Here is a 21,231-nt window from a genome sequence, read left to right on the forward strand (position 1 = left end):
CTCCAAAACCCCTTCGGGCCAAAAGTGTTACCCATGTCTCCGGTATAAACCGTAACCTATGTGTCCGGAACGGACCCGAAAATCGTGGCGCACCCGACAGGATTCGAACCTGTGACCTCTGCCTTCGGAGGGCAGCGCTCTATCCAGCTGAGCTACGGGTGCTTTCAGGACGAAGGTCCGGAAAACGAACCAGCCGGTGAACCGGCAAGTCACGGCTTCTTAGCGGAAGCGGGCGCGGGCTTCAACGGGCAATTGAGGATTGGAGATTTCCCCTCGTAAGGCGAGGACCTTGCCGCGTATGGCGCTCGCCTCTCCGTGTCCGCCGAGCCACCTGCCGGCGAGCCACGGGTCTCGCCCGTCCTTCGGAACCCCACTCCGCCGGGGCTAAGGAACCCGAGCCTTTCCGAGGACGCTTCTTCCGGTCAATCCGCGCTGTCCCTCGCTGCCCCCGCCTCGCTCTTCACCATCCGCCGCGCGCGCGTCACCCCTGCGAAGGTTGACGTTCCCCCCGCCAGCCGCCTCCCCTAGTATTTCCGAAGTAAGTCGCGCATAATGCGCGCGGCCTTCCTGCGGGACAGAGTCCCTCGGAACGCCGGGAGGAACCGAGGATGGCCGTTGTGCTCGTACTCGTTCTGATTGTCGTCGGCTCGGTGCTGTTCCATGTGCTGAGCCCTTGGTGGTGGACGCCGATAGCCTCCAACTGGGGCTATATCGACAGCACTCTCGTCATCACATTCTGGATCACCGGGACGGTCTTCTCCGCTGTCGTGCTGTTCATGGCATATTGCGTGTACCGCTTCCGGCACAAGGAAGGGCAGAGGGCGCACTACGAGCCCGAAAGCAGGAAGCTCGAATCCTGGCTGACCGCGGTCACCGCTGTCGGCGTCGCGGCATTGCTGGCGCCTGGGCTGTTCGTGTGGAGCCAGTTCGTCACCGTTCCCAAGGACGCGACCGAGATCGAGGTCGTTGCGCAGCAATGGCAATGGAGCTTCCGCTTGCCAGGCGCGGACGGCAAGCTTGGCACCTCGAACGCCCGGCTCATCGGTTCCGAGAACCCGCTTGGCATCAACCCGCAGGACCCGAACGGTCAGGACGATGTCGTCGTCGTGGCGACCGATCTGCATCTGCCGATCGGCAAGCCGGTCAAGGTGTTGCTGCGCTCGATCGACGTGCTGCACGATTTTTACGTGCCGGAGTTCCGCGCCAAGATGGACATGGTTCCCGGCACCGTCACCTATTTCTGGTTCACCCCCACCAAAACAGGGAGTTTCGAAGTTCTTTGCGCCGAGCTTTGCGGCGTCGGTCACGCTTTCATGCGTGGCGTCGTGAAGGTCGACACCCCAGAGGATTATCTGGCTTGGCTGCAGCAGCAGTCGACCTTTGCCCAGATGTCGGCACCCGCCAAGGTGGGCGTGCTTGCCGCACCGGCGACGGCACAGGCGAAGGCAGAGTAAGGCATTGATGAAACCGGCCCCGAGGAGGACCGGAAAGAGCGGAGAGGTTCAGGGATGGTTGACGTCACGCCTCATGGAGCAGACTTCATTCCGGCCGCGGAAGTGGCGGAGGTGGAACTCTATCACCCGCACAGCTGGTGGACGAGATACGTCTTTTCACAAGACGCCAAGGTCATCGCCATCCAATATGCCGGCACCGCGCTGTCCATCGGGCTGGTCGCGCTAGTGCTGTCCTGGCTGATGCGCCTGAAGCTTGGTTTTCCCGACACTTTCGCGTCCATCTCGCCGGACATGTATTATCAATTCATGACCATGCACGGCATGATCATGGTGATCTACCTCTTGACCGCGCTGTTCCTTGGCGGCTTCGGCAATTACCTCATTCCGTTGATGGTCGGCGCACGCGACATGGTGTTTCCCTATGTCAACATGCTGAGCTACTGGATCTATCTGCTTGCCGTTCTGGTGCTCGTCGGCAGCTTCTTCGCGCCGGGGGGACCGACAGGCGCCGGTTGGACGCTCTATCCGCCGCAAGCCATTACCTCAGGCACGCCCGGCGGACAGGATTGGGGCATCATCCTGATGCTCGTGTCGCTGATCCTGTTCATCATCGGTTTCACCATGGGCGGCCTCAACTATGTGGTGACCGTGCTGCAGGGTCGCACGCGCGGCATGACGCTGATGCGCCTGCCGCTGACCGTCTGGGGTATTTTCACCGCCACGGTCATGGCGCTGCTGGCCTTCCCGGCGCTCTTCGTCGCCTGCGTCATGATGCTGTTCGACCGCGCGATCGGTTCGAGTTTCTTCATGCCGGCGATCGTGGAAATGGGCGCCAACCCACTACCGCACGATGGCGGCAGCCCGATCATGTTCCAGCATCTGTTCTGGTTCTTCGGCCATCCTGAAGTCTACATCGTGGCGCTGCCCGCCTTCGGCATCGTCTCCGACCTCATCAGCACGCATGCGCGCAAGAACATCTTCGGCTATCGCATGATGGTGTGGGCGATCGTCAGTATCGGCGCGCTCTCCTTCGTCGTCTGGGCGCACCACATGTATGTCTCGGGCATGCATCCCTATTTCGGCTTCTTCTTTGCCACCACCACGCTGATCATCGCCATCCCCACCGCCATCAAGGTCTACAATTGGGTGCTGACATTGTGGCGCGGCGACATCCACCTGACCATCCCGATGCTGTTTGCGCTCTCTTTCATCGTCACCTTCGTCAATGGCGGGCTGACCGGGCTGTTCCTCGGCAACGTGGTGGTCGACGTGCCGCTGTCGGATACGATGTTCGTGGTCGCGCATTTTCACATGGTGATGGGCGTGGCGCCCATCATGGTGGTATTCGGTGCGATCTATCATTGGTACCCCAAGATCACCGGCCGGATGCTCAACGAGGCGATGGGCCGCTTCCACTTCTGGGTGACCTTCATCGGTACCTACATGATCTTCTTCCCGATGCACTATGTCGGGCTGGTCGGCGTGCCGCGCCGCTATCCCGAACTCGGCGATACGGCCTTCGTCCCGCCTTCGGTGCATACGCTGAACGCGTTCATCACCGTGGCCGCGCTGGTCGTCGGCTTCGCTCAGATGGTGTTCCTGTTCAACCTGCTGTGGAGCATTCGCCATGGGCGGCCGGCAGGCGGCAATCCGTGGCGGGCGACGACGCTCGAGTGGCAGACGGCCGGCACGCCGCCGCCACACGGCAATTTCGGCAAGGAGCTGCCGGTGGTCTACCGCTGGGCCTATGACTATAGCGTGCCCGGCGCGCCGGAAGACTTCATTGCACAGAACGATCCGCGCCCATTGACGCAAGGCGGCCCCGCATGATCGTGATCCTGATCTTGCTGTCAGCCGTAACCGGCGTTGTCGGCTGGTGGCTGTCGCGCCAGCGGCTGATGTCCAAGCCGTGGCTCGAGGCCGGGCCGGTCACGGCGTTTCCGCAGACGGAAGCGTCGCTCATGCATCCGGCTAAGATCGGGCTCGGCGTGTTCCTTGCCGTGGTCGGCGCGCTCTTCGCGCTCATGATCAGCGCCTATGTCATGCGCATGGACTATGCCGACTGGCAGGCCGCTCCAGCCCCGAGGCTGCTGTGGCTCAACACCGCCATGCTGGTGCTGGCGAGCTCGGCGCTGCAAGGCGCGGTGTCTGCCGCGCACAAAGCCCGACTGGACAATCTCCGGCTCGCCCTTCTCGCCGGCGCCCTGGCATCGGTGGCTTTCCTGGCTGGGCAATTGCTCGCCTGGCGCGATTTCGCCGCCGAAGGCTATTTCGCGACAGAGAACCCGGCCGCCAGCTTCTTCTATCTGCTGACCGCGATGCACGGCCTTCACATCATCGGCGGATTGGTGGCGCTCGGCCGGGTCAATGTGCGCGCATGGCAAGGTGCCCGGTCCGGAAGCCTCGTTCTGTCGACCGAGCTCTGCGCGATATACTGGCACATCCTGCTTGCCGTCTGGCTGGTGCTTTTCTGCGTGCTCATGGGCTGGGCGGATAACGTGATCGACATCTGCCGGGGGCTCTTGACCTAGACGGCCGCGCGACGGGCCGTACCGAAGGAGGAAATGCTCATGGCCGAGACCACGCTGGAACACGCCGCACCGGTCGCTCCGCGGCCGCCAGGCCTGCGCGGCATCGCGGCCGACTGGTCGTCCGACCAGAGGGCGTTCAAGAACGTCTCCTGGGGCAAGGCGATGATGTGGATATTCCTGCTCAGCGACACTTTCATCTTTGGCTGCTTCCTGTTGTCCTACATGACCGCGCGCATGTCGACGACGGTGCCTTGGCCCAACCCGAGCGAGGTTTTCGCGCTGCATCTGTTCGGCAGCGACATTCCGCTGATCCTGATCGCGATCATGACCTTCGTGCTGATCTCGTCGAGCGGCACGATGGCGATGGCGGTCAATTTCGGCTACCGGCACGATCGCAGGAAGACGGCGGTGCTGATGCTCGTCACCGCCGCGCTCGGCGCGACCTTCGTCGGCATGCAGGCGTTCGAATGGACGAAGCTCATCACCGAGGGCGTGCGGCCCTGGGGAAATCCCTGGGGCGCCGTGCAATTCGGTTCATCCTTCTTCATGATCACCGGGTTCCACGGCACCCATGTCACCATCGGAGTGATCTTCCTTTTGATCACCGCGCGCAAGGTGTGGCGCGGCGACTTCGAAGCCGGCGCGCGCGGGTTCTTCACCAGCCGGCGCGGCCAGTACGAGAGCGTCGAGATCATGGGGCTCTACTGGCACTTCGTCGACCTGGTGTGGGTATTCATCTTCGCATTCTTCTATCTTTGGTGAGGTGGAGCGATGGCACAGGCAGAAGCGCGCGAACACGGGCTGCATGGACACGCTGCTCCCGCCCAGGCGGTGGGGCACGCGGAGGGCCAGCAGCACCCGATCAGGCTTTATCTCGTCGTCTGGGGCTGGCTGTTCGTCCTCAGCGCCGGCTCCTACAGCATCGACTATTTCGGCCTCCAGGGCTATCTCAGATGGGGGCTGATCCTCACCTTCATGATGCTCAAGGCAGGGCTGATCGTCGCCGTGTTCATGCACATGGCCTGGGAGCGGCTGGCGCTTGCCTATGCGATCCTGGTGCCGCCGCTGCTGATCCTGGTGTTCGTGTGGATCATGGTTCTCGAGTCCGGCTACACCGAGCTGACCCGTGTCCTGTCATTCGGCATGGGGCCATAAAGGCTCGCCGGATCGCGTTTCTTCGTTGACAGGAAAAATGACGGGAGGACAATGGTTGCCACGTTCTCTGACGCGTCCCCACCTCCAACAGAAAGGCGCCTACGATGACGATCGCAAGGAAACTCCAGGACTATATGGCCGGCAAGGGCATCGCCTACGATACCGTTGCCCACCACCGAACCTCGACCAGCAGCCAGACGGCGCAGGCAGCGCATGTTCCGGGCCGACGACTCGCCAAATCGGTGCTGGTCCATCACGAGATGGGCTATGCGCTGGCGGTGGTTCCGAGCAGCCACCGGGTCGAGTTCAATACGTTGCAGGACGTGGTCGACAGGCGGCTTGGCCTCGCTTCCGAAGATGAAATCGGCGAGGTGTTCAGCGACTGCGACATTGGCGCCGTGCCGCCCTTGGGCGCCGCCTATGGCGTGCCGGTCATTCTCGACGAAAGCTTTGGCGCGGAAGACGACGTCTATTTCGAAGCCGGCGATCACAAGACGCTGGTGCATGTCACGGGCGGCGACTTCCGCAATCTGCTGAGGGATGCGCGGGTCGCTCGCTTCAGCCATCCGGCGTGAACCAGAAGCGACCGCCTCTTTACAGGGTGGGCGCCCTCCTTCGTCGAGCAATCGGCGGCAAGGCGACGCCGCCTCTATTTTGTGCATGTCGTTGCCGCGTCACCCTTGCGCGCATGCATTGGGCAAGTCGGATCAGCTCCCTTTGCGTGTTTTTGTCTTGGCTGGGGCAGGAGCAGGAGCAGGGGCTGGCGCCGGTTCGATCAGCTTGCGGTAAAGGTGCCAGGTCGAATGGCCGAGCACGGGCAGGACCACGGCCAGCCCGACGAGCAGCGGCAGCGAGCCGAGACCCAGCGCAACCGCGACGATGAGACCCCACAGCAGCAGCGGCACGGGGTTCGTCATGACCGCTCGCGCCGAAGTCTCGACAGCCGCGTAGGCGCCGATGTCGCGGTCGAGCAGCAGCGGGAAGGCGACGACCGTGGTGCTGAGCACGACAAGGGCAAACAGAAAGCCGATGAGGTTGCCCAGAATGATCAGCGTCCAGCCGCGCTGCGTGGTCAGCACATCTGCGATAAAGCCGAAGAACGATGCCGGCGCGGCGTCGCCATAGAGGTACCCATAGAGCGCGCGCGCGGTTACCAGCCAGGCGATGAACAGCACCACCAGCATGACCCCGAGAGCGGCGATAGCCGGCATGGCGGGCGATTTTCGGACGTCAAAGGCATGTCGCCACGACGCGTCGAGTTGCTGTTCGCGCCGGCGGCTGATCTCGTAGAGGCCAAGCGCGGCGAAGGGGCCCAGAAGCGCGAAGCCGGTCATCAGTGGATAGACGAGCTGAAGCGCGTTGCCGCCGGAGCTCCAGGTGATCAGCACGATACCGGCAACCGGATAGATCAGGCATAAAAAGACGTAGTGCGAGGGTTTTTCCCAAAAATCGTCAAATCCCCGGCGAAGCGCGTCAAAAACATCCGCTACCCCTATCCGGCGGATAGCGGGATGTTCGAGCTTGCTGCCGGTGCCTGCTGCGTAGACATGGAAATTTGCCATGACCATTCCTCCAGGATGGGGCCCGGTTCGGTCGCGGCTTTCGGTGCTGCCGTCTGCGTGACTGGCCACGCGAAACCGCGACCTGCACCGCCGGGATCATAGCATTGTTCCCAGGCCTTGTCGCGTTCGGCGGCCCAGTCTGCAACCAAAATACGGCGTGATGCGTTACCCTGCGCGGCATTGTAGCGCGTGGCGTCGAAAAGGAGCCATGCAACCCGCTAGTTTTAGCCTTATGCATGTCGCTGTCCCAAAACCAAGGTTACTTTCGGGCGACATGCGATAGCATCCACGGCGCCGACAGCGCCGATTTGAGGGAGGAGAATGCCATGAGACTGACCGCGGCCCTTCTTGCAATTTCATTTATCGCGACCACTCCGGCCTTTGCAGCGGGCGATGCCGATGCCGGCAAGAAGATCTTCACCAAATGCATGGTCTGCCATGAAGCGGCGACCGACAAGGACAAGATCGGTCCATCCTTGCACGGCGTCATCGGCCGAAAGGCAGGTTCGCTGCCGAGCTTCCAGGCCAAATATTCCGACGCGATGAAAAAGGCGGGTGCAGGCGGCCTGGTCTGGGACGAGGCCAATATCGCTGAATACATCAAGTCGCCGAAGACAAAGGTGCCCGGCAACAAGATGCCCTTCGCCGGGCTCCCGAACGATGCCGACATCGCCAATGTGATCGCCTACCTGGAAGCCGCCGCCAAGCAGTAGAGGGCGGGCCCGGCGGAACTGGGATGCCTGAGCCTTTGCTGGACTCGGAGGCGGGTGATGCTTGCCGAGCCGGGGCGAATTCATGCCAGAGTCATGCGAAAGTTGCCGCACCCGAGGCGATCAGGGCGGACCCGCCCGAAAGGCTTCGCAACTCCCCTAGGCCCCCAATATACCGTTCTTACGCGGGCGAAGCCTCAGACACAATTCAGAAATAAACCAGAAAAATTCCAGAAATCGTTCGGGCGTAGAATTGGCTGGAGAGGGTTTCATCGGCTGCCGCACCGCGGCACTTGTTCGGATTGGCGACAAGCGATGCAAAGGTTCTCGACCAGCTTGATGAGTGCGTTGCTCGGCGTTTCGCTCGCCACCGGTCCGGTCGAAGCTGGCGAGGCAAACGTTGCGGCGACCCGAACCGAGCGCTGCACCAATCTCAGCCGCCAAGTTGACGAAGCCCTCGAAACCCATGCCGCGTCAAGGCAGGTCACCGCGGCGAAGGCACTGCAAAGAAGGGGAAACCGGTTCTGCGCCAACAAGAAGCAGGCACAGGGAATCCGAATGCTCGCAAATGCTGTGAAGCTGCTTGGCGTGACGCCGATCGATCCCGATGCAGCGAAAACCGACCTGCATAGCAAGGAGAAAAAACCATGAAAAAGTCCCTTCTCTCCGCCCTCGGTCTTGCCGTTGCCCTGGCTTTGTCGATGCCGGTTCCCGGCACCGCCGCCGCCACCAAGACGACCGCTCCAGCTGCGACCGCAACGACCACGATGACCAAGACGGCAACGGCTGCGAAGCCGCACCAGAACAGCGCTGTGGCCAGGAAGGCTTGCAAGCCGACCAAGAAGCACAAGTGCCCGGTGAAGCACAAGAAGCACACCGCGAAGACCGCGGCGTCTAAAAAAGCCTATTAACACCGCTATGCCATGAGAAGGCTGTCCCATTTGCATTCGGTTGGGGCAGCCTTTTCCATGGTGGCCGACGCGGAGCGGCCCATTGGCTCTCCGGCTGCTTCGGTGGACGCCCTTTGCGAGTTGCTCACGGCGCCTCCTGGGCCGATGGGTCAAAGGCCAAGAAACAACTGCATCCGGTACCGTTGAACCTCCCGATTTTGCACTTAGACCGGGATCGTAGTAACCCGCCCGGCGTTGAGAGGCGCGGCCTAGCCTACGGAAAGTCAAATGACCCGCATCGCAACCTTCAACGTGAACGGCGTCAACGGCCGCCTGCCCGTGCTGCTCAAATGGCTGGATGAAACCGCGTACGACATCGTCTGCCTTCAAGAGCTCAAGACATCCGACGACAAGTTCCCTGCCGACGCGATCAGGGGCGTCGGTTACGGCGCAATCTGGCACGGCCAGAAATCTTACAACGGGGTAGCTATTCTCGCTCGGGGAGCAGAACCACTGGAACGTCGGCGCGGGCTGCCCGGGGATCCAGACGACACGCACAGCCGCTATATCGAGGCCGAGGTGAATGGGCTTGTCGTGGGTTGTCTCTATTTGCCCAACGGCAACCCGGCGCCAGGTCCAAAATTCGACTACAAGCTCCGCTGGTTCGATCGCCTGATCAGCTACGGCCAGCTGTTGCTTGGAGACGGCGCCATGAGCATTCTCTGCGGCGACTACAACGTCGTTCCAACCGAAATCGACGCCGTGGTGCCCCGACGGTGGCTAGGGGACGCGGTGTACTTTCCGGAGAGCCGGCAAGCCTACGCCGAAATGCTCGGGAATGGTTGGATCGATGCCGTCCGGCGCATCCACCCCGAGAAGGGCATCTACACCTACTGGAACTTCTCATACCGGGGCGGCTACGATCGAAGCTCCGGCCTCCGAATGGACCATCTGCTCGTGAGCCCTTCCCTTTCGGACAAACTCCGCGATGCCGGCGTGGACGTCGAATTGCGCGGCTGGGAGAAGCCAAGCGACCATGCGCCAGCTTGGATCGAGCTCGATTGAGTACTAAGGCAAATTCCAGGAAAAGTGCGTTTGCGTAACGCAAAGAGTGCGTCGGCGACTACCTTCATGAGCCGAAGCATCCTGTCCGCCCCTAAAAGCGCGGCCATCGAACCTGTGACTTTGGGCTTCGAAGGGCAGCGCCCTATCCAGCTGAGCTACGGCTGCTTTCAGGACAAGAGTCCGGAAAACGACCAGCCGGTGAACCGGCAAGTCACGGCTTCTTAGCGGAAGCGGGCGCGGCTTCACGGGCAATTGGCTGCGTTGCGAACTTGGCTTGGTAGCAGAGGCCTCCTCCGCTGCGCACCACCCTCACGCTCCCGCCGGGCTCTTCACCGGCCGCCGTGCGCGCGTCGCCCGCTTTGCCTTCTTCGCACTCGCCAGCTCATGCATCGCATCGAGCTGCATCTGCTGCATCTCGGCCAGCCGCGTCCATTGGCGCGAGATGAGGTAGTCGAGTTTTTCGTGCAGGTGGCGCACTTCGAGCTCGGCCTTGAGGTTGACGCGGTAGTCGTTGAAGGAGCGCAGGCGGTCTTTCACCTCCTGGCGCTTCTGGCTCATCATGATGATCGGCGCCTGGATGGCGGCGATGCAGGAGAGCAGCAGGTTGAGCAGGATGAAGGGGTAGGGGTCGAAGGCGCCGGTCGTGCCCTCGAACAGGTTGATGCCGATCCACACCAGAAGCACGCTGCCGAACGAGATCAAGAACCACCAGCTGCCGCCAAAGGCGGCCATGCCGTCGGAGACGCGGTCGGCGAACGTCCGGTGCTCCTCGAATTCTTCTTCACTGTTTTCTGAAATCGTGTCTTGCCGGGCGATCGATTCCACCACCTGGCGGTCGAGCTCGGAGAACTCGCCGTGCTCCTGCTGCAGCAGCTCCTCCATGTAGCGCATGCGATAGCGGCCGAGCTCCTCGCGGCTGATGCGCGCGCCCTTGGGCAGGTCCGGGTGGTCTGCATGGATGCGGTCGGCGAGGCTCGGGCGCAGCGTGTCGATGCGCACAAGGTCGCGCTTGCGGAACTTGCGGCCTGAGATCGCCGATGGCTTTTTCTTCGGCTTCAGCCGCGATGCGCCGGGGCCTGATGGTTCGGAGTCCGGCACTTCTGGCGTGTCGAAATGCTCGTCGGAAACCTCGTGCAAATCCTCCTGCGTGGTCGGCGCCTCGAAATACTCGCCGCCGCTGTCGTTCTCATTGTCGGCCGACTTCTGCTCGGATGCCTTGGGAACGGTGCTCATGATGGGCTCCTGCTGTCGTGCTTGGTTTAGAATACGCCATGGCGGCGGGGCATATCCACTGTCGGATTTCTCAGCCTATGCCACGTCTTCCGCACGATTGCGTGACAGTCGCAAGACGATAGCCGGCTGCGGGTCTTTGGATGACGAAGAGATGGGGAGGCCCCTCACCTCACTGCTGTTCGGCGAACATCAGCCTGGTCTTGGTGTCGGCCATGGTAGGCGACAGGCTGCGCTGGATCAGCGCTTCGACATGGTCGTTGCGCTGGCGGGCGCTGTCGGCGCCCATCACCACCACGATCAGCTGGCGGCCGTCGGCATCGTAGGAGGTGACGATGTTGAAGCCGGAAGCCCTGATGTAGCCGGTCTTGATGCCGTTGACGCCGCGCACGCGGCCGAGCATGTCGTTGTGGCCGCGCACCAGCCTGCCGCGGAACATGAAGTCGCTTTCGGAGAAATAGTGGAAATGCTGCGGGAAGCGCCGCTGCAACGACATGCCGAGCACAGCCATGTCGTGCGCGGTCGTCATCTGGCCGTCGTCGGGCAGGCCCGACGCATTGCGGAAGGTGGTGCTGCTCATGCCGAGTTGGCGCGCCTTGGATGTCATCATGGCGGCGAACTGGTCTTCCGAGCCGCCAAGATATTCGCCCACCGCCACCGCCACGTCATTGGCCGATTTGACGACGATGGCGCGGATGGCGGAATCGACGTCGATCGTCTCGCCGCGCCGGAAACGCATTTTGGTCGGCGGCTGCGAGGCTGCGTGGTCGGAAACCGGGATCTGCGTCTCCTTGGTGACGCGGCCGGTCTCCATCGCCTCGAACAGCAGATAGAGCGTCATCATCTTGGTCAGCGAGGCCGGATAGCGCTGCGCCGTCGAGTTAACCTCGAACAGCTGCTTGCCGCTCCGTCCATCGACGACGATGGCCGCGTATTTCTGCGGCGGCGCCGGCACGGCCAGCACGCTGTCGGGCGGCGCGACCGTCGTGCAGCCGGCGAACAACACGGCGAATGCCAAGGCTGCAAACAACTTCTGGAGGAGCGGAAGGGGGCGCAAGGGGGGCAAGGGCAAGTCTGTTCTGCTTGGGTTAAGGCGAAGCTAAACTAACGCGTCAGTGGCGTCCATTTGGTTAATGGCGGTTAGCCCCAGGTTTGTGAGCTTGGCCCACCGGACCTAAGATCCGAAGCGCCCCGCCGATGTAATCGGCGATGCCGTACGCGTCATGCGCATTTCGACTGTCGAGGAGGAAGACCCCTCCTGGATGATCTTTGCGAGAAGATGGACTCCGCAGCCCCCAAACCCGGCAGACGCGGGTTGCTCAACGACTAAATTTTCAAACCGGGACACTACCTTTTCCTGTCCTTGCTTGCCAATGCGGCGTTTCCCGTGGGAAGGAAACGGCAAGGGGCGGCTTGGGGGGCTTGGCATGACGAATACCGGGGCTGGCGGCGCTGCGCCGTCGCTTATCAGGGCATCGCTCAGCCGCACCGGCAAATGGGCAGGCAGCATCGCCTTCATCGGCGGTGCCGTGTCCGACATCCTCAACCCGCTGGCGCCGTTCGCGGCCTATATCGCACTGGCCGCCTCGATCGCGGCGGTCATCATCGCCATCGCCATCGTGCTGCGGCTGGTGCTGGCGGCCAAGGCGCTGCCGGCGCTGGTGTTCGCCACCAGTGCGGCGGCCGTCGCCGGCGGCGTCTATGCCATGCAGAAGGAAACTAATTCGCAGAACGGGCTGATCGCCGGCCTGGTGCCTGTTGTTGCCGGGCTGCAGCAGTCGATGGGCATCGTCTCGGCCAAGGTCGCCAGGATCGTGCAGACCGTCACCGAAACGCAAAAGACGGTCGAGCAGGTCAAGAAATCGACCGACACGGTTGCCCAGAAAACCGATCAGATCGCGTCCGCCCAGCAGCAGCAAACCGCGCAAGGGGTCGAGACGCAAAAGGCCGTCGAAGCGGTCAAGCAGACCACGGAAACGCTCGCAGCCGGCCAAAAACAGCAAGTGGCCCGGTCCGAAAAGCTGCAGGCGACGACCGAGCAGATCGCCGCCTCGATCGACACGATAGCCAAGGGGTTTGCGACCTTGGCCGCGCAAGGCGGCGCCATCGCCGAGCCGAAGCGGCCGGACGAGTTCTACCACAATGCCCGCGTCTACGAGTTGTCGGGCGACATGCTCAACGCGCGGCGCTCCTACCTCGCTTTTGCCGGCTTCGATGTCGATGCCATCGATCCCTACACACGCTTTGCCACGCTGCTCAGGGTCCAGGACGGCAAGGCCGGGGCCCGCGAAGTGTTCGGTCAACTGGCCGACAAGGGCAAGGCGCTGTCGATCAAGCTGGTGCATGTCATGCAGTTCGACGATGCGCAGCGGCTCGACAAGCTCAGCGCCTTCATATCGGCCAATCCGGACTTCGCGCCGGCCTATTACCTCCAGGCGCAGGAGTTTTCGGAAGATCGTCTCGGCAGCCAGACGCTGGCCGACAAGCGCAGCGAAGCCCAGGCGCTGACCAAATTCGTCTCCTACGAAAAAGAAGGCGGGCTGCTCAAATATTTCGTCGACCAGACCCAGCTTGCCGACTGGCTGGACCGCAGCCGCAGCCGGTTGGCGGCCCTTGGCGACGTGCTCAACCCTGCCCGCTTCGCGCCTTCGCTGACGCCGATGCGCTCCAACCAGGGCTGGTCGATGACCATTTCGCTGCCCGAGCCGGCGACCGCGATATCCTGGCGTCTTGGCGGCACCGGCCCCTTCACCGACACCGGCCTGCTGGCGCTCAACGACCAGCGCACCGGCAAGCCGATACCCAATCCGAGTTTTGAATTGCCCGACAGCACGGCGGCGACCACGATCGGGATCAAATATCTCGACATCAGGGGACGCGAGACCGGCCCGTTCGACATCCGCTTCGATCCGGATGCCGCCCTGCAACAGGGCAACAAGCAGATCCTCGACCAGTTCTGGACGTCGTGGATCGCCTTCGACACCAGCGGCAATCATGGGCTGGTCTATTTCACGCAGATGCTGTCCTACCGCTGCGCCATCAAGGAGGTGCATTACAGCCTGAACGGCGCCACGCTCGACAAGGCGCTTCCCATGCCGCCTTGCAATGCCAAGGATCCCTACGCCATCCCCAGTGATTTCCAGCCCTATTTCAAGGTCGCCGACAGCGTGAAGTCGATGTCGGTGCAGGTGACCTATACCGACGGGACAAAATCGCCGGTACGGGACTACAAGCGGCAATAGGGCTGGCACCTTCGGCGTGTAGAGAGGTGGACGCAAATCTGATGCAAAATGCGCGCCCGCGCGCTTGCGTTGCGCGCCGAACGGGTTCTTCTTGGCACCCGTCAGATTCGGGTGAGAACGCCATGGATACAGTCACGATCAAGGCCAGGGGCATTTCGGTTTCGCTCGACCTCATGGTCGGCCACATCGCCGACATGACAATCGAGAGCGGCGGGCGCCAATTGCGGCCACTGCACCGCGCACCCTGGGTCGACGCAAGCGAGACGCTGCCTCCAGACCTGCCGCAGGGCACCGTCCGGCTCTCTGGCGACTTTCTCTGCGCGCCGTTTTCGCGCAGCGATGTCGAGGAGGCGCCGCTGCATGGCTGGCCGGCCAACAGCGCCTGGGATGTGGTGGACAGCGGCGCCACGGGTGGCGGCTGGCGCGCCATCTTCCGCCTGCGGCACAAGGTGATGGGCGCCAGCGTCGACAAGATTCTCACGCTGCGCGACGACCATCCTTTCCTCTATCAGGAACATGTATTTTCCGGCGGATCCGGCGCGATCTCGGTCGCCCATCACCCGATGACGGCGATGAAAGGCGGCGGCAGGCTGGCTTTCTCGCCGAAGCGGTTTGCCGCCACGCCAGCCGATCCGCTGGAGCCGGACCCCGCGCGCGGCCGCTTTATGCTCGCGTATCCGGCGCGGTCGTCCGATCTCGACCATTTTCCTGCTGCCGGCGGCGGTACGCTCGATCTCACGGACTACCGCATGGATGACCGGCGCGAGGATTTCCTCACCTTGGTCGAGGCCGACCATGGCGGCCCGGGCTGGACCGCGCTTGCGCGCCACGCCGAAGACGATCTGGTGCTGGTGCTCAAGAACCCGGCCGAACTGCCGGTCACCATGCTGTGGTTCAGCAATGGCGGGCGCGACTACGCGCCGTGGAGCGGCCGCCATCTCGGCGTGCTCGGCATCGAGGATGGGCGCACCGCGATTGGCCACGCCGCCTCGCTCGGCGACAACTGGCTGAAGCGCGAGGGCGTGGCGACGGCATTCGCGCTCGGCGAGCGCCGCGGCGTCTCGTTCCGCCATGTCATCGGTGCGTTGCCGCTGTCGGGCGGCGAGCCCCCGCGGGAGATCACCACGGCGGATGGCCGCCTGCGGCTGGCTGGCGCCGCGGCATCGGAGGTCCCGTTCGACAGCGAATTCCTGCGTATCGGCCTGCCACCGGCAAGCTGAAGCGCAAAGCCGTAAGGGATTAATCGCACTCGCCAGCGCTGACTTCCACAATTGTTCGCTCTAAATCGTGCAAATCGCGGTTTGAAATCTCCTGCGACTGCCGACAAGATGCGTCCAAAATCCTGCGGAAGGAGCCAAAAAAATGTCCGAAATCGCCCACCTCGCCGCCACCATCTTCAAGCGCGCCGGCAAGGCGAAGCGCTTCATCGTCGCCATTGCCGGACCGCCGGGCGCCGGCAAGTCGACACTATCGGCAACCCTGCATGACCTTTTGCCGGAAGGCGCGGTGGAAGTCGTGCCCATGGACGGCTTCCACTATGACGACATCGTGCTCAACGCGCGCGGCCTGCGCGCGCGAAAGGGCGCGCCCGACACGTTCGACTTCGGCGGCTTCGAGACGCTTTTGAAGCGCATCCGCGCCGGCGAGGCCGAGATCGCCATTCCGGTCTTCGACCGCGGCATGGAATTGTCGCGCGCTGCCGCGGCGATCATCGGTGCCGAGACCAAGTTCATCCTGGTCGAAGGCAATTACCTGCTGCTCGACGAGGAGCCGTGGTCGCGCCTGGCACCGCTGTTCGATTTCTCGATCTTCGTCGACGTGCCGCGCAATGAGCTCGAACGCCGCCTGATGGAACGCTGGCACGAGCATGGCCGTTCCGAGGCGGATGCGCGCGCCTGGATCGCCTCCAACGACATGCCCAACATCGAACGGGTGCTGGCACGGCGCCGGGCGGCCGACCTGGTCATCGGTGAACCCGGTTAAGGTCGATTAACCTGTTTAATTTTCAGTATTTTTCGGCGGGAACTTTAAGACTTACAAGACGTTATCCCGATCAGGCAATCATGCCAGAAGAGGGATTCCGTCCGATGGCAACCAAGGCAAAAAAGCCCAGGGGCAAGTCAGCCCAACCGAAGGCGCCGCAGTCTACGGCCGGGGCCGGCCCGGCGGTCGCCCAGCGCTCCAAGGATACAAAGGCCTTCGGCAAGGCGCCGCCGAAAAAAGTCGTGCCAGGTAGCGCGTCGAAAGCGGCTGCCAAGTCCGCCCACCCGAAGAAGCCGGCCGCCAGCGGCGGCTCGAAGGTTCGCGCCGCAGCCAATGTTGCCGCCGGAGCGGTGGTGGCCACGGCGCGGGGTGTGGCGTCTCTTGCCGCCTCCGTGGTCGGCAGAGGCGGACCCAAGGCGAAAGCAAAGTAGGGACGCGCTTCCCCAAGGGCCGGAGGTTCAGCTCCGCGCCGGAATGGTCAGGCCCTTCTGTATCGCTGGCCGCGCCAGGCCGCGCTCAAGCCACGCTGCCAGATTGGCGAAATCATCGAAGCCGACCAGATCGCGCGCCTCGTAAAAGCCGATCAGGTTGCGCACCCAGCCGAGCAGCGAGATGTCGGCGATGGTGTAGTCGTTGTCCATGATCCACTTGCGGCCCTTCAGCCTGACGTCGAGAACGCCGAGCAGGCGCCGTGATTCGTCGCGGTAGCGCTCCAGCGGCCGCTTGTCGGCGATCTCTCGGCCGGCGAATTTGTGGAAGAAACCGACTTGGCCGAACATCGGCCCGATCGCCGCCATCTGGAAGAAGACCCACTGGATCGTCTCGTAGCGCCGCGCTGCATCCGCTGGGATGAGCAGGCCGGTCTTTTCAGCGAGGTAGAGCAGGATCGCACCGGATTCGAACAGGCCGATCGGCTTGCCGTCCGGGCCGTTGGGATCGATGATCGCCGGGATCTTGCCGTTGGGATTGAGCGACAGGAATTCAGGCGTCCAGCTCTCGTTCTTGCCGATGTTGATCAGATGCGGCTCATAGGGCAGGCCGATCTCCTCCAGCGCGATCGATATCTTCACTCCGTTCGGCGTCGTTGCCGAATAGAGCTGGATCTGGTCCGGATGCTTGGCCGGCCAACGGGTTGCGATCGGAAAGGCGGACAAGTCGGCCATCGAGAGCTCCTGAGGGGGATTTTCGCCAAGCGGCGCGATGTCGGCGGGGTCGGCCAAGAACTAGGGCTGCGGCGCGGCCGGATCAATATGCGGCGACGCTTCACCATGCATGGACAGTCAATCGATCCGAACCGCCCGGGGCAGGCAGTAACCGCCCGGGGCAGGTAGTGACCTTCCGGGGCAGGTAGTGACCGCCCGGATTAGATGGCCTTGAAGGCCAGCACCGCATTGGTGCCGCCGAAGGCAAAGCCGTTGCTGATGGCGGCGCGCACCTTGCGCTCGCGCGCGACATTCGGCGTCACGTCGAGATCGCAGTCGGGATCGGCCTCGCGGTAATTCGCCGTCGGCGGCACGACGCCTTCGCGGATCGCCATGACGCAGGCGATCATCTCCAGCCCGCCCGAGGCGCCGAGGCAATGCGCGTGCATCGACTTGGTCGAGGACACGGAGAGCGCCCGCGCATGATCGCCGAAGACGCGCTTGATCGCGAGGGTTTCGATCTGGTCGTTGGCCTTGGTGCCGGTGCCGTGCGCGTTGAGGTAATCGACATCCTCGGGATTGAGCCCGGCATCGGCCAGGCAGAAACGCATCGCGGCTTCCGGCCCCTCGACGGTCGGCGCGACGATATCGGAGGCATCGGCCGAAAGGCCCGCGCCGGCAATCTCGGCCAAAATGGTGGCGCCGCGCGCCACCGCGTGTTCGTAGCTTTCCAGAACCGCCATGCCGGCGCCTTCGCCCAGCACCAGCCCCTGGCGGTCGGCCGAGAACGGCCTGCACGTGTCGGGCGAAAGCACGCGCAGCGCCTCCCAGCCCTTCAGCACGCCCCACACCAGCGGCGCATCGGTGCCGCCGGCCACCATGACGTCGGCGCGGCCGAGCCTGATCTGGTCGACCGCCGAGGCGATGGCATGATTGGCCGACGAACAGGCCGAAGTGACGCCGAACACCGGTCCGCGCAAACCCAGATGCATGCTGATCTGGCCGGCGGCTGCGCCCGGCATGACCCTGGGAACGGTGAAGATGCCGGCGCGATTCTTGCCCTCGATCAGGATGGCGCGATAGTTCTCCTCGACCGTCTCGAACCCGCAGACGCCAACACCGACAATGGTTCCCATCCGATAGGTATTGTCCGCATGCGGGATCAATCCGGACTGCCGCATGGCTTCTTTCGCCGCGATCACCGCCAAGAGGCTGAAGCGATCCATCGACACCAGTTGCTTGCGCTCGATGCCGTGATCCGGCAGCGCTTTGATCTCGCAGCCGGTCTTGACCTTCAGGTCGTGCAGGAAGGGATTGTCGATCGGGCCGATCGCTGACCGCCCGGCCCGCATCTCGGCCCAGATTGCCTGCGCATTGGTGCCCAATCCGCACAACCCGCCGATGCCGGTAATGACGACGCGCTTCAGCATTCGGTCAGGCTTTTTTCGCGATCAGCGCGCGAACGGCCTCGACCATGTCGCCGACATTCTTCAGATTGCTCCAGGCATCGACCGTGTTCATCTCGATCTCGATGCCATATTGCTCCTCGAGGTCGAAGATGATCTCGGTCAGCTCCAGCGAATGGATGCCGAGCGCCGTCAATTCGGTCGTGGTGGTGATTTCCTCGCCGCCCGGCTCGGCATGGGCCTTGATCTTCTCGATGATGTCCGTTGCCAGCTGGTCAGCCATTCGGTTTCTTCCCCACTTGTCGTTTCCGACGCTGAACAGCGCCTTCTTGTCCTCGATATCAGGTCGCGATCTTCGCCTTCTACCCCCGCCAAGCGGTGCCTGACCGTACCAAGGTGGTTCCCTCTATAGAAACGGAAACGTCATCAAGCAACAAGCTATATGTCGACAAAAGCGCCACAGTGCTTAACCTGATGGCGTGGATACGATCGAAAATACGAAGTTCTCAGGTCAACTGCCCCAGCGCGCGGCGGGCAAGGCGCAGCTTCGTTGCGCCAGCATCGGCGGACGCACGCGGCTGCGGCGCCTCTATCAGGACGGCTCCGCCAAGATAAGGCTGCCGGCCGTTCCAGCCGGCCCGCTGGAGGCAGTCCTGATCAACACCGCCGGCGGGCTGACCGGCGGCGACCGCCTCGGTTGGGATGTCGATATCGGCGTGGATGCCAGTGCCGCGATAACGACCCAGGCCTGCGAAAAAGTCTATCGCGCCGCGTCGGACCATGCCGAAGTGCGGGTCAAGCTGACCGTGGGTGTGAACGGCAGCATCGCCTGGCTGCCGCAGGAAACCATCGTCTTCGACCGCGCCGCCTTTGCCCGCACATTGGATGTCGAACTCGCGGCCGGAGCCGAGGCGCTGGTGCTGGAAGCCACTGTCTTCGGCCGCCTGGCCATGGGCGAACGTGCCGCACAGGGCACTTTTCGCGACCGCTGGCGTGTTCGCAGGGAAGGAACCCTCATCCATGCCGAGGATTTCCGCATCGGACCTGCCATCGCCGACACCTTGTCCCGTCCGGCGATATCAGGCGGCGCGGTCGCCGTGGCTACGCTGCTGCTGGTGTCGCCGCGCGCGGAAGCCTTGCTCGATCCGGTTCGGGAGATCATTGGCGACCGGGGTGGCGCCAGCGTCTGGACCGTGAAGACATCTGGCAAGCTTCTTGCGAGGCTTTACGCCGGGGACGGCTACCACCTGCGCCAGCGGCTGGTCCCGCTCGTCGAATTGCTCAACGGAAGGGCGGGGTTGCCCAAATTATGGTCACTGTGACTGTGTCCGCATCATTTCAGGAAGACGCATGAACCTGACGCCAAGGGAAAAGGACAAGCTGCTGATCGCCATGGCGGCGATCGTGGCGCGTAAGCGGCTCGAGCGCGGCGTCAAGCTCAACCATCCGGAAGCCATCGCGCTGATCACCGATTTCGTCGTCGAAGGCGCCCGCGATGGCCGCCCGGTCGCCGAGCTGATGGAGGCCGGCGCCCATGTCGTCAGCCGCGCGCAGGTGATGGAAGGCATCGCCGAAATGATCCATGACGTGCAGGTGGAAGCGACCTTTCCCGACGGCACCAAGCTGGTGACCGTGCACGAACCGATCCGGTGAGGAGAGAGAAAAATGCTGGAGCTGCGCCCGAACTGCGAATGCTGCGACAAGGATCTGCCGCCCGAAGCGAAGGATGCGTTGATCTGCACCTTCGAGTGCACCTTCTGCGCGGGCTGTGTCGAAAACGTGTTTGGCGGCGTCTGCCCGAACTGCGGCGGCGATTTTACCGCCCGGCCGATCCGTCCCGCCGCGATGCTGAAGAAATATCCGGCTTCGATCAAACGCGTGCTCAAGGCCGAGGGCTGCGGTCCGCGCAAGGCCGCCTGACACCGCAAAACGAAAGGCAAAATAAAATGGTCCCTGTCAAACGCCTGTGCCTCTCGGCGATCCTGCTCGTCGCGGCAGCCATGCCCGCCTATGCCCATGTCGGCATCGGCACGACCTCCTCCTTTATAGTCGGCTTCACGCATCCGCTGTCGGGTCTCGACCATATGACAGTGATGCTCGCTGTTGGCCTTTGGGCGGCCCTCAAGGGCGGCAAGGCGATCTGGGCCTGGCCGGCGGCGTTCGTCGGCGTCATGCTGGCCGGCGGCGCATTTGGCATGCTGCACGTGCCGCTGCCCTTCGTTGAGCCGGGCATACTGGCCTCCGTCGTGGCGCTTGGGCTGCTGGTGGCGCTGGCGGTCGATCTCCCCGTTTCGGCCGGTGTCGCCATCATCGGCCTGTTCGCGCTGTTTCACGGCCATGCCCATGGCACGGAAGTGCCGGAAAATGCCGGCGGCCTCGAATATATGGCCGGCTTTGCCGTTGCCACCGTGCTGCTTCACGCAATCGGCATCGCCGCTGGTCTGAGCCTCGGCCTCAGGTTCCGCGGTGTGGCCCGTATCGCGGGTGCCGCCTGCGCGGCGATCGGCGTCGGCCTCGCCTTCGGCGTGGTGTGAGGTCCCATGATCCCCGGCGAAATCATTCCCGCCCAAGGCGACATCGAACTCAACAAGGGTCTGCCGACCGTCATCCTGAAAGTCGCCAACGGCGGCGACCGGCCGGTCCAGGTCGGCAGCCACTACCATTTCTACGAAACCAATGAGGCGCTGAAATTCGACCGCGCGCGCGCGCGCGGCATGCGCCTCGACATCGCCGCCGGCACCGCCACGCGCTTCGAACCGGGGCAGGAACGCGACGTCACCCTGGTGCCGCTCGGCGGCAAGCGCGAGGTCTATGGATTCCAGCAGAAGGTGATGGGCAAGCTGTGAGGGTGTCTCATGCGT

At 63.2% G+C, this 21,231-nt stretch carries 25 protein-coding genes and 1 tRNA gene; 19 read left to right on the forward strand and 7 right to left on the reverse strand.

Annotated elements, in window-relative coordinates; genetic code table 11:
- Positions 1-85: 85 nt before the first annotated feature.
- Positions 86-162 (reverse strand) — tRNA-Arg (locus FJ941_RS19880).
- A gap of 446 nt (positions 163-608) precedes the next feature.
- On the opposite strand from FJ941_RS19880, the gene FJ941_RS19885 reads away from it, so the two are divergent.
- The 6 genes from FJ941_RS19885 to FJ941_RS19910 all read left to right on the forward strand — a co-directional run bounded on the left by FJ941_RS19885 (position 609) and on the right by FJ941_RS19910 (position 5,715).
- Positions 609-1,454, forward strand: a complete 846-nt coding sequence (locus tag FJ941_RS19885; RefSeq protein ID WP_140508210.1) for a cytochrome c oxidase subunit II — start codon at positions 609-611, stop codon at positions 1,452-1,454.
- Between the two features lie 54 nt (positions 1,455-1,508).
- Entirely contained in the window at positions 1,509-3,284 is a 1,776-nt protein-coding gene (locus FJ941_RS19890) for a cbb3-type cytochrome c oxidase subunit I (RefSeq protein ID WP_140508212.1), read from the forward strand.
- Complete coding sequence (locus FJ941_RS19895; protein WP_140508214.1) at positions 3,281-3,985, forward strand: cytochrome c oxidase subunit 3; 705 nt, start codon at positions 3,281-3,283, stop codon at positions 3,983-3,985. The genes FJ941_RS19890 and FJ941_RS19895 overlap by 4 nt, the downstream gene beginning before the upstream one ends.
- Positions 3,986-4,024: 39 nt before the next feature.
- Entirely contained in the window at positions 4,025-4,747 is a 723-nt protein-coding gene (locus FJ941_RS19900) for a heme-copper oxidase subunit III family protein (RefSeq protein ID WP_027145445.1), read from the forward strand.
- Between the two features lie 9 nt (positions 4,748-4,756).
- Positions 4,757-5,140 carry a cytochrome C oxidase subunit IV family protein gene (locus tag FJ941_RS19905; RefSeq protein ID WP_140508216.1) on the forward strand — a complete coding sequence of 128 codons (384 nt, stop codon included), beginning with the start codon at positions 4,757-4,759 and terminating at the stop codon, positions 5,138-5,140.
- A gap of 104 nt (positions 5,141-5,244) precedes the next feature.
- On the forward strand, positions 5,245-5,715 hold the full coding sequence (locus FJ941_RS19910) for an aminoacyl-tRNA deacylase (protein ID WP_140508218.1): 471 nt from the start codon (positions 5,245-5,247) through the stop codon (positions 5,713-5,715).
- 132 nt (positions 5,716-5,847) lie between these two features.
- Here FJ941_RS19910 and FJ941_RS19915 read toward each other — a convergent pair whose 3' ends face one another.
- A complete protein-coding gene (locus tag FJ941_RS19915; RefSeq protein WP_140508220.1) occupies positions 5,848-6,702 on the reverse strand; it encodes a DUF2189 domain-containing protein in 855 nt (284 codons plus the stop codon).
- A 326-nt stretch (positions 6,703-7,028) separates the two neighbouring features.
- Here FJ941_RS19915 and FJ941_RS19920 point away from each other — a divergent pair, with 326 nt between their 5' ends.
- The 4 genes from FJ941_RS19920 (at position 7,029) to xth (ending at position 9,367) form a co-directional block, all read left to right on the forward strand.
- Positions 7,029-7,415: a cytochrome c family protein gene (locus FJ941_RS19920; RefSeq protein WP_140508222.1), complete on the forward strand. Its 387-nt coding sequence runs from the start codon at positions 7,029-7,031 to the stop codon at positions 7,413-7,415.
- Between the two features lie 312 nt (positions 7,416-7,727).
- Positions 7,728-8,063 (forward strand): hypothetical protein, encoded by a 336-nt coding sequence (locus FJ941_RS19925; RefSeq protein ID WP_140508437.1) that lies wholly within the window; start codon positions 7,728-7,730, stop codon positions 8,061-8,063.
- Positions 8,060-8,323 (forward strand): hypothetical protein, encoded by a 264-nt coding sequence (locus FJ941_RS19930; RefSeq protein ID WP_140508224.1) that lies wholly within the window; start codon positions 8,060-8,062, stop codon positions 8,321-8,323. Before FJ941_RS19925 ends, FJ941_RS19930 begins: the two co-directional genes overlap by 4 nt.
- A gap of 267 nt (positions 8,324-8,590) precedes the next feature.
- The gene (gene xth, locus FJ941_RS19935) at positions 8,591-9,367 is read left to right on the forward strand and encodes an exodeoxyribonuclease III (protein ID WP_140508225.1); all 777 of its coding nucleotides are present in this window, start codon (positions 8,591-8,593) and stop codon (positions 9,365-9,367) included.
- Positions 9,368-9,676: 309 nt separating this feature from the next.
- On the opposite strand, the gene FJ941_RS19940 is transcribed toward xth, so the two are convergent.
- Both FJ941_RS19940 and FJ941_RS19945 read right to left on the reverse strand, forming a co-directional pair.
- Positions 9,677-10,600: a DUF1003 domain-containing protein gene (locus FJ941_RS19940; RefSeq protein ID WP_140508227.1), complete on the reverse strand. Its 924-nt coding sequence runs from the start codon at positions 10,598-10,600 to the stop codon at positions 9,677-9,679.
- A gap of 169 nt (positions 10,601-10,769) precedes the next feature.
- On the reverse strand, positions 10,770-11,663 hold the full coding sequence (locus FJ941_RS19945; RefSeq protein ID WP_140508439.1) for a D-alanyl-D-alanine carboxypeptidase family protein: 894 nt from the start codon (positions 11,661-11,663) through the stop codon (positions 10,770-10,772).
- 361 nt (positions 11,664-12,024) lie between these two features.
- Between FJ941_RS19945 and FJ941_RS19950 the strand changes: the two genes are divergently transcribed.
- From FJ941_RS19950 to FJ941_RS19965, 4 genes are all read left to right on the forward strand, one after another.
- On the forward strand, positions 12,025-13,839 hold the full coding sequence (locus FJ941_RS19950) for a methyl-accepting chemotaxis protein (protein ID WP_140508229.1): 1,815 nt from the start codon (positions 12,025-12,027) through the stop codon (positions 13,837-13,839).
- 122 nt (positions 13,840-13,961) lie between these two features.
- The gene (locus tag FJ941_RS19955; RefSeq protein WP_140508231.1) at positions 13,962-15,059 is read left to right on the forward strand and encodes a hypothetical protein; all 1,098 of its coding nucleotides are present in this window, start codon (positions 13,962-13,964) and stop codon (positions 15,057-15,059) included.
- 142 nt (positions 15,060-15,201) lie between these two features.
- Positions 15,202-15,822, forward strand: coding sequence for a nucleoside triphosphate hydrolase (locus FJ941_RS19960; protein ID WP_140508233.1), 621 nt, complete (start codon positions 15,202-15,204; stop codon positions 15,820-15,822).
- A 104-nt stretch (positions 15,823-15,926) separates the two neighbouring features.
- Positions 15,927-16,253: a hypothetical protein gene (locus tag FJ941_RS19965; RefSeq protein ID WP_027145435.1), complete on the forward strand. Its 327-nt coding sequence runs from the start codon at positions 15,927-15,929 to the stop codon at positions 16,251-16,253.
- 27 nt (positions 16,254-16,280) lie between these two features.
- Here FJ941_RS19965 and FJ941_RS19970 read toward each other — a convergent pair whose 3' ends face one another.
- The 3 genes from FJ941_RS19970 to FJ941_RS19980 all read right to left on the reverse strand — a co-directional run bounded on the left by FJ941_RS19970 (position 16,281) and on the right by FJ941_RS19980 (position 18,653).
- A complete protein-coding gene (locus tag FJ941_RS19970) occupies positions 16,281-16,985 on the reverse strand; it encodes a glutathione S-transferase N-terminal domain-containing protein (RefSeq protein WP_140508235.1) in 705 nt (234 codons plus the stop codon).
- 200 nt (positions 16,986-17,185) lie between these two features.
- Positions 17,186-18,394 (reverse strand): beta-ketoacyl-[acyl-carrier-protein] synthase family protein, encoded by a 1,209-nt coding sequence (locus tag FJ941_RS19975; protein WP_140508237.1) that lies wholly within the window; start codon positions 18,392-18,394, stop codon positions 17,186-17,188.
- A gap of 4 nt (positions 18,395-18,398) precedes the next feature.
- Positions 18,399-18,653 (reverse strand): acyl carrier protein, encoded by a 255-nt coding sequence (locus tag FJ941_RS19980; RefSeq protein ID WP_027145432.1) that lies wholly within the window; start codon positions 18,651-18,653, stop codon positions 18,399-18,401.
- 196 nt (positions 18,654-18,849) lie between these two features.
- Here FJ941_RS19980 and FJ941_RS19985 point away from each other — a divergent pair, with 196 nt between their 5' ends.
- From FJ941_RS19985 to FJ941_RS20005, 5 genes are read left to right on the forward strand one after another with little or no spacing between them, the layout of a single operon-like run.
- Positions 18,850-19,692, forward strand: a complete 843-nt coding sequence (locus FJ941_RS19985; protein WP_140508238.1) for an urease accessory protein UreD — start codon at positions 18,850-18,852, stop codon at positions 19,690-19,692.
- 28 nt (positions 19,693-19,720) lie between these two features.
- The gene (locus FJ941_RS19990) at positions 19,721-20,023 is read left to right on the forward strand and encodes an urease subunit gamma (RefSeq protein ID WP_015314510.1); all 303 of its coding nucleotides are present in this window, start codon (positions 19,721-19,723) and stop codon (positions 20,021-20,023) included.
- 12 nt (positions 20,024-20,035) lie between these two features.
- A complete protein-coding gene (locus FJ941_RS19995; RefSeq protein ID WP_140508239.1) occupies positions 20,036-20,290 on the forward strand; it encodes a DUF1272 domain-containing protein in 255 nt (84 codons plus the stop codon).
- A gap of 26 nt (positions 20,291-20,316) precedes the next feature.
- The gene (locus FJ941_RS20000; RefSeq protein WP_140508241.1) at positions 20,317-20,904 is read left to right on the forward strand and encodes a HupE/UreJ family protein; all 588 of its coding nucleotides are present in this window, start codon (positions 20,317-20,319) and stop codon (positions 20,902-20,904) included.
- Between the two features lie 6 nt (positions 20,905-20,910).
- Positions 20,911-21,216, forward strand: a complete 306-nt coding sequence (locus FJ941_RS20005) for an urease subunit beta (RefSeq protein WP_140508243.1) — start codon at positions 20,911-20,913, stop codon at positions 21,214-21,216.
- Positions 21,217-21,231: the final 15 nt, after the last annotated feature.

The sequence above is a fragment of the Mesorhizobium sp. B2-3-13 genome (assembly GCF_006442195.1).
GTDB lineage: Bacteria > Pseudomonadota > Alphaproteobacteria > Rhizobiales > Rhizobiaceae > Mesorhizobium > Mesorhizobium salmacidum.

Excerpts from the sequence above, each read along its gene's own strand:
- FJ941_RS19885 (WP_140508210.1), top strand. The coding sequence starts at position 609 with ATGGCCGTTGTGCTCGTACTCGTTCTGATTGTCGTCGGCTCGGTGCTG.
- FJ941_RS19890 (WP_140508212.1), top strand. The coding sequence starts at position 1,509 with ATGGTTGACGTCACGCCTCATGGAGCAGACTTCATTCCGGCCGCGGAA.
- FJ941_RS19895 (WP_140508214.1), top strand. The coding sequence starts at position 3,281 with ATGATCGTGATCCTGATCTTGCTGTCAGCCGTAACCGGCGTTGTCGGC.
- FJ941_RS19900 (WP_027145445.1), top strand. The coding sequence starts at position 4,025 with ATGGCCGAGACCACGCTGGAACACGCCGCACCGGTCGCTCCGCGGCCG.
- FJ941_RS19905 (WP_140508216.1), top strand. The coding sequence starts at position 4,757 with ATGGCACAGGCAGAAGCGCGCGAACACGGGCTGCATGGACACGCTGCT.
- FJ941_RS19910 (WP_140508218.1), top strand. The coding sequence starts at position 5,245 with ATGACGATCGCAAGGAAACTCCAGGACTATATGGCCGGCAAGGGCATC.
- FJ941_RS19915 (WP_140508220.1), bottom strand. The coding sequence starts at position 6,702 with ATGGCAAATTTCCATGTCTACGCAGCAGGCACCGGCAGCAAGCTCGAA.
- FJ941_RS19920 (WP_140508222.1), top strand. The coding sequence starts at position 7,029 with ATGAGACTGACCGCGGCCCTTCTTGCAATTTCATTTATCGCGACCACT.
- FJ941_RS19925 (WP_140508437.1), top strand. The coding sequence starts at position 7,728 with ATGCAAAGGTTCTCGACCAGCTTGATGAGTGCGTTGCTCGGCGTTTCG.
- FJ941_RS19930 (WP_140508224.1), top strand. The coding sequence starts at position 8,060 with ATGAAAAAGTCCCTTCTCTCCGCCCTCGGTCTTGCCGTTGCCCTGGCT.
- xth (WP_140508225.1), top strand. The coding sequence starts at position 8,591 with ATGACCCGCATCGCAACCTTCAACGTGAACGGCGTCAACGGCCGCCTG.
- FJ941_RS19940 (WP_140508227.1), bottom strand. The coding sequence starts at position 10,600 with ATGAGCACCGTTCCCAAGGCATCCGAGCAGAAGTCGGCCGACAATGAG.
- FJ941_RS19950 (WP_140508229.1), top strand. The coding sequence starts at position 12,025 with ATGACGAATACCGGGGCTGGCGGCGCTGCGCCGTCGCTTATCAGGGCA.
- FJ941_RS19955 (WP_140508231.1), top strand. The coding sequence starts at position 13,962 with ATGGATACAGTCACGATCAAGGCCAGGGGCATTTCGGTTTCGCTCGAC.
- FJ941_RS19960 (WP_140508233.1), top strand. The coding sequence starts at position 15,202 with ATGTCCGAAATCGCCCACCTCGCCGCCACCATCTTCAAGCGCGCCGGC.
- FJ941_RS19965 (WP_027145435.1), top strand. The coding sequence starts at position 15,927 with ATGGCAACCAAGGCAAAAAAGCCCAGGGGCAAGTCAGCCCAACCGAAG.
- FJ941_RS19970 (WP_140508235.1), bottom strand. The coding sequence starts at position 16,985 with ATGGCCGACTTGTCCGCCTTTCCGATCGCAACCCGTTGGCCGGCCAAG.
- FJ941_RS19975 (WP_140508237.1), bottom strand. The coding sequence starts at position 18,394 with ATGCTGAAGCGCGTCGTCATTACCGGCATCGGCGGGTTGTGCGGATTG.
- FJ941_RS19980 (WP_027145432.1), bottom strand. The coding sequence starts at position 18,653 with ATGGCTGACCAGCTGGCAACGGACATCATCGAGAAGATCAAGGCCCAT.
- FJ941_RS19990 (WP_015314510.1), top strand. The coding sequence starts at position 19,721 with ATGAACCTGACGCCAAGGGAAAAGGACAAGCTGCTGATCGCCATGGCG.
- FJ941_RS19995 (WP_140508239.1), top strand. The coding sequence starts at position 20,036 with ATGCTGGAGCTGCGCCCGAACTGCGAATGCTGCGACAAGGATCTGCCG.
- FJ941_RS20000 (WP_140508241.1), top strand. The coding sequence starts at position 20,317 with ATGGTCCCTGTCAAACGCCTGTGCCTCTCGGCGATCCTGCTCGTCGCG.
- FJ941_RS20005 (WP_140508243.1), top strand. The coding sequence starts at position 20,911 with ATGATCCCCGGCGAAATCATTCCCGCCCAAGGCGACATCGAACTCAAC.